The organism is Dactylosporangium cerinum (assembly GCF_042653625.1).
Classification (GTDB): domain Bacteria; phylum Actinomycetota; class Actinomycetes; order Mycobacteriales; family Micromonosporaceae; genus Dactylosporangium; species Dactylosporangium cerinum.
Window position 1 is genome coordinate 1 of the sequence record NZ_JBHSIU010000064.1, and the last position, 5,506, is coordinate 5,506.

A 5,506-nucleotide genomic window follows, 5' to 3' on the forward strand; every position below is an offset into this window, starting at 1 on the left:
CGGGTGTGGCGGCGTTCATCAGCCTGCCGCGGGCGGTGACGAGGAGCGCGGCATCGGCGAGGCTGAGGACTCCGGCGAGGTGGGCTGCGGAGAGTTCGCCGATGGAGTGTCCGGTGAGGTGGTCGGGGGTGATGCCCCAGCTGCGTGCGAGGGCGTGTAGGCCGACGTGGACGGCGAACAGGGCGGGTTGGGCGTAGCGGGTTTCGTGGATGAGCGTGGGGTCGGTCATGACGTCGCGGATGGGCCGGTCGAGGTGCTTGTCCAGCTCGGTGCAGGCGGCGTCGAAGGCCGGGTGGTTGATGGTCATGTCGGGGCGCTGGCTGCCCTGCCCGGTGCAGAGGAAGGCGGTTTTCCCGGCGGGTCGGGTGGTGCCGCGTACCAGGGACGGGTGTTGACCGTCGGTGGCGAGTGCTTCGAGTGCCGCTTGGTGCTCGGCGAGGATGACAGCGCGGTGGGCGTGCTGCGGCCGGCGGGCGAGGGTGTACGCGACGTCGTCGCCGGCCAGCTCCGGCGTGCTACCCAGGTGCGTGGCGAGGCGGGCGGCCAGGTCGGCGAGCGCGGCCGGGCTCTTCGCGGACAGCTGCCACGGCAGCGGTGTCGCGGAGCTTTCCCGCGGCGCAGGGCCGGTGGCCGGCTCCTCGATGATGATGTGCGCGTTCGTGCCGCTGATGCCGAAGGACGAGACACCGGCCCGGCGCGGGTGACCGTTCGGGGTCCATGGCTGAGCCGCGGTCAGCAGCGCCACGTTTCCGGCCGACCAGTCGATGTGCGGGGATGGCTCGTCCACGTGCAGCGTCTGCGGCAACCGGCCGTGCCGCATCGCGAGGACCATCTTGATGACCCCGGCCACCCCGGCGGCGGCCTGCGTGTGCCCGATGTTCGACTTCACCGAACCCAGCCACAGCGGCCGGTCGGCGGGCCGGTCCTGGCCGTATGTGGCGAGCAGGGCCTGCGCTTCGATCGGGTCGCCGAGGGTGGTGCCGGTGCCGTGCGCCTCGACGGCGTCCACATCGGAGGGTGTGAGGCGGGCGTTGGCGAGGGCCTGGCGGATGACGCGTTGCTGGGAGGGGCCGTTGGGAGCGGTGAGGCCGTTGCTGGCACCGTCCTGGTTGACCGCGGTTCCGCGGATGACGGCGAGGACCGGGTGCCCGTTGCGCTGGGCGTCGGAGAGGCGCTCCAAGACCAGCATGCCGGCGCCTTCGCCCCAGCCGACCCCGTCGGCCGCGGCGGCGAACGACTTGCAGCGCCCGTCCTGGGCCAACCCGCGCTGCCGGCTGAACTCGATGAACGTGCCCGGTGTCGACATCACCGTCACCCCGCCGGCGAGGGCCAGATCGCACTCGCCGCTGCGCAGGGCCTGACCGGCGAGGTGCATGGCGACCAGCGACGAGGAGCAGGCCGTGTCGACGGTGACGGCCGGGCCTTCAAGGCCGAAGGTGTACGCCACCCGGCCCGACGCCACGCTGTACGCGCTGCCGGTGCCGAGGTAGCCCTCGAGCCCGTCCGGCACCTGCCCGTAGAGCCGGGCGCCGTAGTCGCCGTACATCACGCCGGCGAAGACGCCGGTGGCGGAGCCGCGCAGCGCCGCCGGATCGATCCCGGCCGCCTCGAACGCCTCCCACGACGTCTCCAGCAGCAGCCGCTGCTGCGGGTCGATCGCAATGGCCTCCCGCGGGCTGATCCCGAAGAAGTCGGCGTCGAAGTGGTCCGCGTCGTAGAGGAAACCGCCCTCCCGGACGTAGGACTTGCCCGCCGCGTCAGGATCCGCATCGAAGAGGGTGTCCAGATCCCAGCCCCTGCCGGTCGGGAACGCCCCGATCCCGTCGGCGCCGGACGCCAGCCGCTCCCACAGCTGCGCCGGATCGGTCACGCCGCCGGGATAGCGGCAGGCCATCCCGACGATCGCGATCGGGTCGCCGTCGACCGCCGTCGCGGCCCGGACCGTCGCCGTCTCCCGGCCGCCGCCGAGCTCCGTCATCAGGTACCCGACCAGAGCGTCCGTGGTCGGGTAGTCGAAGATCAGCGTCGCGGGCAACCGCAGCCCGGTGACCGCGCCGACCTGGTTGCGCAGCTCGACCGCGGTCAGGGAGTCGAAGCCCAGGTCCTGGAAGGCACGGGCGGGGTCGACCGAGGCGGCCGAACCGTGCCCGAGCACGGCGGCGACCCGGCCGCGGACCAGGTCGAGCAGCGCCGCCCGCCGCTCGGCCCCGGCCAGCCCGGCGAGCCGCAGCCCCGCACCGTCGATCGCGCGCCGCGCCCGGGTCCGGACCAGGTCGCGCACCGCGGCCGGGACCGGGTCCACCTCCGCCAGCTTTCCAAGATCAAATTTGGTGGGTACGACGATCGGCCAGCGCTCTCCGGACAGCGCTGCGTCGAAGAACGCGAGCCCTTCGTCGGCGGAGAGCGCGACGACACCCCGGCCGGACCGGCCCCGCCCGCCGTCCGCCGCCATCCCGCCGTCCGCGGCCCACGGACCCCAGGCGAGGGAGGTGCCCGGCAGCCCGTTGGCCTGCCGGTGGGCGGCGAGGGCGTCGAGGTAGGTGTTGGCGGCGGCGTAGTTGGCCTGACCTGGGTTGCCGAGCGTGCCGGCGATGGAGGAGTAGGTGATGAACGCGGCGAGGCCGTGGTCCCGGGTGAGGTCGTGCAGGTGCCAGGCCCCGTCGGCCTTGGCGTTCAGGACGGCGTCGAGCCGCTCGGCGGTGAGGTCGGTGAACAGCCCGTCGTCGAGGACGCCGGCGGTGTGGACGACCGCGGCCAGCCGATGTCCACTGAGCAGCCCGGCCAGGGCGTCGCGGTCGCCGGTGTCGCAGGCCGCGACGGTGACCTCGGCGCCGTGGGCGGTGAGGTCGGCGCACAGCTCGGCCGCCCCGGGAGCGTCCGGCCCGCGCCTGCTGGTCAGCAGCAGCCGGCGGACACCGTGGGTGGTGACCAGGTGCCGGGCCAGGAGGGCACCGAGGGCGCCGGTGCCGCCGGTGATCAGCACCGTGCCGTCCGGGTCGAGCCCGGCGCCGGGAACCTCCGGAGCGCCCACCGGGATGAGGCGCGGGACGCTGCACCGGCCGGCACGGACCGCCAGCTCGGGCTCCACACCGGCGATGAGCCGCCGGAGCACGTCGGCCGGGATCCCGGCGTCGTCGGTGTCGAGCAGGTGAACCCGGTCGGCGTGCTCGTTGCGGGCGGTCCGGGCCAGGCCCCAGACGGCGGCCCCGGGCAGGTCGGCGACATCCTCGCCGGGCTCGACCGCGACCGCGCCCCGGGTGACGAGCACCAGCCGGGTGCCCGCGAGACGATCCTCCGCAAGCCAGTCCTGCACCAGCCGCAGGACGTCACGCACCGGTCCGTGATCGGCGGGGTGCCGGCCCGCCGGGACCGCGACGAGCACCACGGCCGGCCGGTCGGCGTCCTCGGCGAGCTCGGCCAGGCCGGGATAGCCGACCAGGCCCGGCCCGGCCGGACCGTCGCCCAGGACGGCGACCGGCTCGATCGCGCCGGCGGCCGCCGTGCCGTTCAGCGGTTTCCAACCGAGGCGGTAGAGCGTGCCACCGGCCCGGGCGGTGGTCGCGGCCAGCTGCGCGGCGGTGACCGGCCGGGTGGCGAGCGAGGCCACGGCCGCCACGGGAGCGCCGGACTCGTCCGCCACCAGCACCGACGTGCCCCCGGCGACCGGTCGTAGCCGCACCCGCAGGCTCGTTGCGCCCGCGGCGAACACCCGCACGTCCGACCAGGCGAACGGCAGTTGAGCCTCGTCCAGGGTCTCGGCCGTGGCGGCGGTGGCGTGCAGCGCGGCGTCGAGCAGCGCCGGGTGCAGGGTGAACCGGCCGACGTCCGCGTGCTGCTCGCCCGGCAGGGTGACCTCGGCGTACACGTCGTCGCCGTCCCGCCAGGCGGCGTGCAGCCCCTGGAAGGCGGGTCCGTAGCCGTAGCCGGCAGTGGCCAGCCGGTCGTAGAGCGAGCCCGTGTCCACCGGGACGGCACCCGCGGGCGGCCACTCGGCCAGGTCACCCGGCCCGTCGCCGGTGCCGTCGGCCGGACCCGCCAGCGTGCCGGTCGCGTGCGCGGTCCACGCCGCGCCGGCGCCGTCCGGGCGGGAGTGGACCGAGAACGGCCTCCGCCCCCGCACGTCGGGGCCGCCGACGGTCGCCTGCAACCGCACCGTTCCCCGTTCGGGAATGAGCAGCGGCGACTGCAACGTCAGCTCCTCCACGCCCGGGCAGCCCGCCCGGTCCGCGGCGTGCACGGCCAGCTCCACCAGCGCGGTCCCCGGCAGCACGACCGTGCCGAGCACGGCGTGGTCGGCCAGCCAGCGGTGACTGCGCAGCGAGATCCTGCCCGTGAGCAGCCACCCGTCGTCGTCGGCCAGCGGCAGCGCGGCCTCGACCAGCGGGTGCCCGCTGACCGCCAGCCCGAGCGCCGCGGAACCGGGCTGCGCCCGGACCCAGAAGTGGTCTCCCTGGAAGGGGTACGTCGGCAGGTCGGTGTGCCGTCCGGCGGGGGTGGTGGTGGTCCAGGTCGTCTCCTGGCCTGCGGCGTGCAGCGCGGCTTGGGCGTGGTCGCCGAGGTGCGCGGCGGTGATGGTGGCGGTGTGCTCGGCGGGTAGGCAGGTGTGGGTGAGGGCGCTGAGGGTGTTGTCCGGCCCGAGTTCGAGGTAGGTGTTGGTGCCGGCCCGCTCGAGTGTGGTGATCATGTCGCGGTAGCGGACGGCTTCGCGGATGTGTCGGGTCCAGTATTCGGGGCTGGAGAGTTGCTGGTCGGTGGCGATGTTGCCGGTCTGGTTGGAAATGACGGGGGTGGTGGCGGGGTGATAGGTGACGGTGGCGGCGATGGCGGCGAATTCGTCGAGGATCGCGTCCATGTGTGGGGAGTGGAACGCGTGGGAGGTGGTCAGTCGTTTGGTGCGTCGTCCGAGCGCGGCCCAGTGTGCGGCTACCTGGGTGACGGTGTCGGTGTCGCCGGAAATCACGGTGCTGGTCGGTGAGTTGAGTCCGGCGATGCTGGCCAGGGCTGGGTCGAGCATCGGTGTCAGTTCGGCTTCGGTGGCTTCGATGGCGATCATCGCGCCGCCGGGGGTGGCGGCGTTCATGAGCCGACCGCGGGCGGTGACCAACAATGCGGCATCAGCGAGGCTGAGGACTCCGGCGAGGTGTGCTGCGGAGAGTTCGCCGATGGAGTGGCCGGTGAGGTAGTCGGGGGTGATGCCCCAGCTCAACGCCAGGGCGTGCAGGCCGACGTGGACGGCGAACAGGGCGGGTTGGGCGTAGCGGGTTTCGTGGATGAGCGAGGGGTCGGCCATGGCTTCGCGGATGGGCCGGTCGAGGTGCTTGTCCAGCTCGGTGCAGGCGGCGTCGAAGGCCGGGTGGTTGATGGTCATGTCGGGGCGTTGGCTGCCCTGCCCGGTACAGAGGAAGGCGGTTTTCCCCGCGGGCCGTGTCGTGCCACGTACCAACGACGGGTGGGGACTGTCTGTGGCGAGGGCGGCGAGTGCTTCGTGGTGGTTGTCGAGGATGAC

1 protein-coding gene is annotated in these 5,506 nt (G+C 73.8%); it reads right to left on the reverse strand.

Going from position 1 to position 5,506, the window contains the following annotated elements; all coding sequences use genetic code 11:
- A partial coding sequence (locus ACFPIJ_RS42115) for an SDR family NAD(P)-dependent oxidoreductase (RefSeq protein ID WP_380124279.1) occupies window positions 1-5,368 on the reverse strand: 5,368 nt, incomplete at its 3' end.
- Window positions 5,369-5,506: the final 138 nt, after the last annotated feature.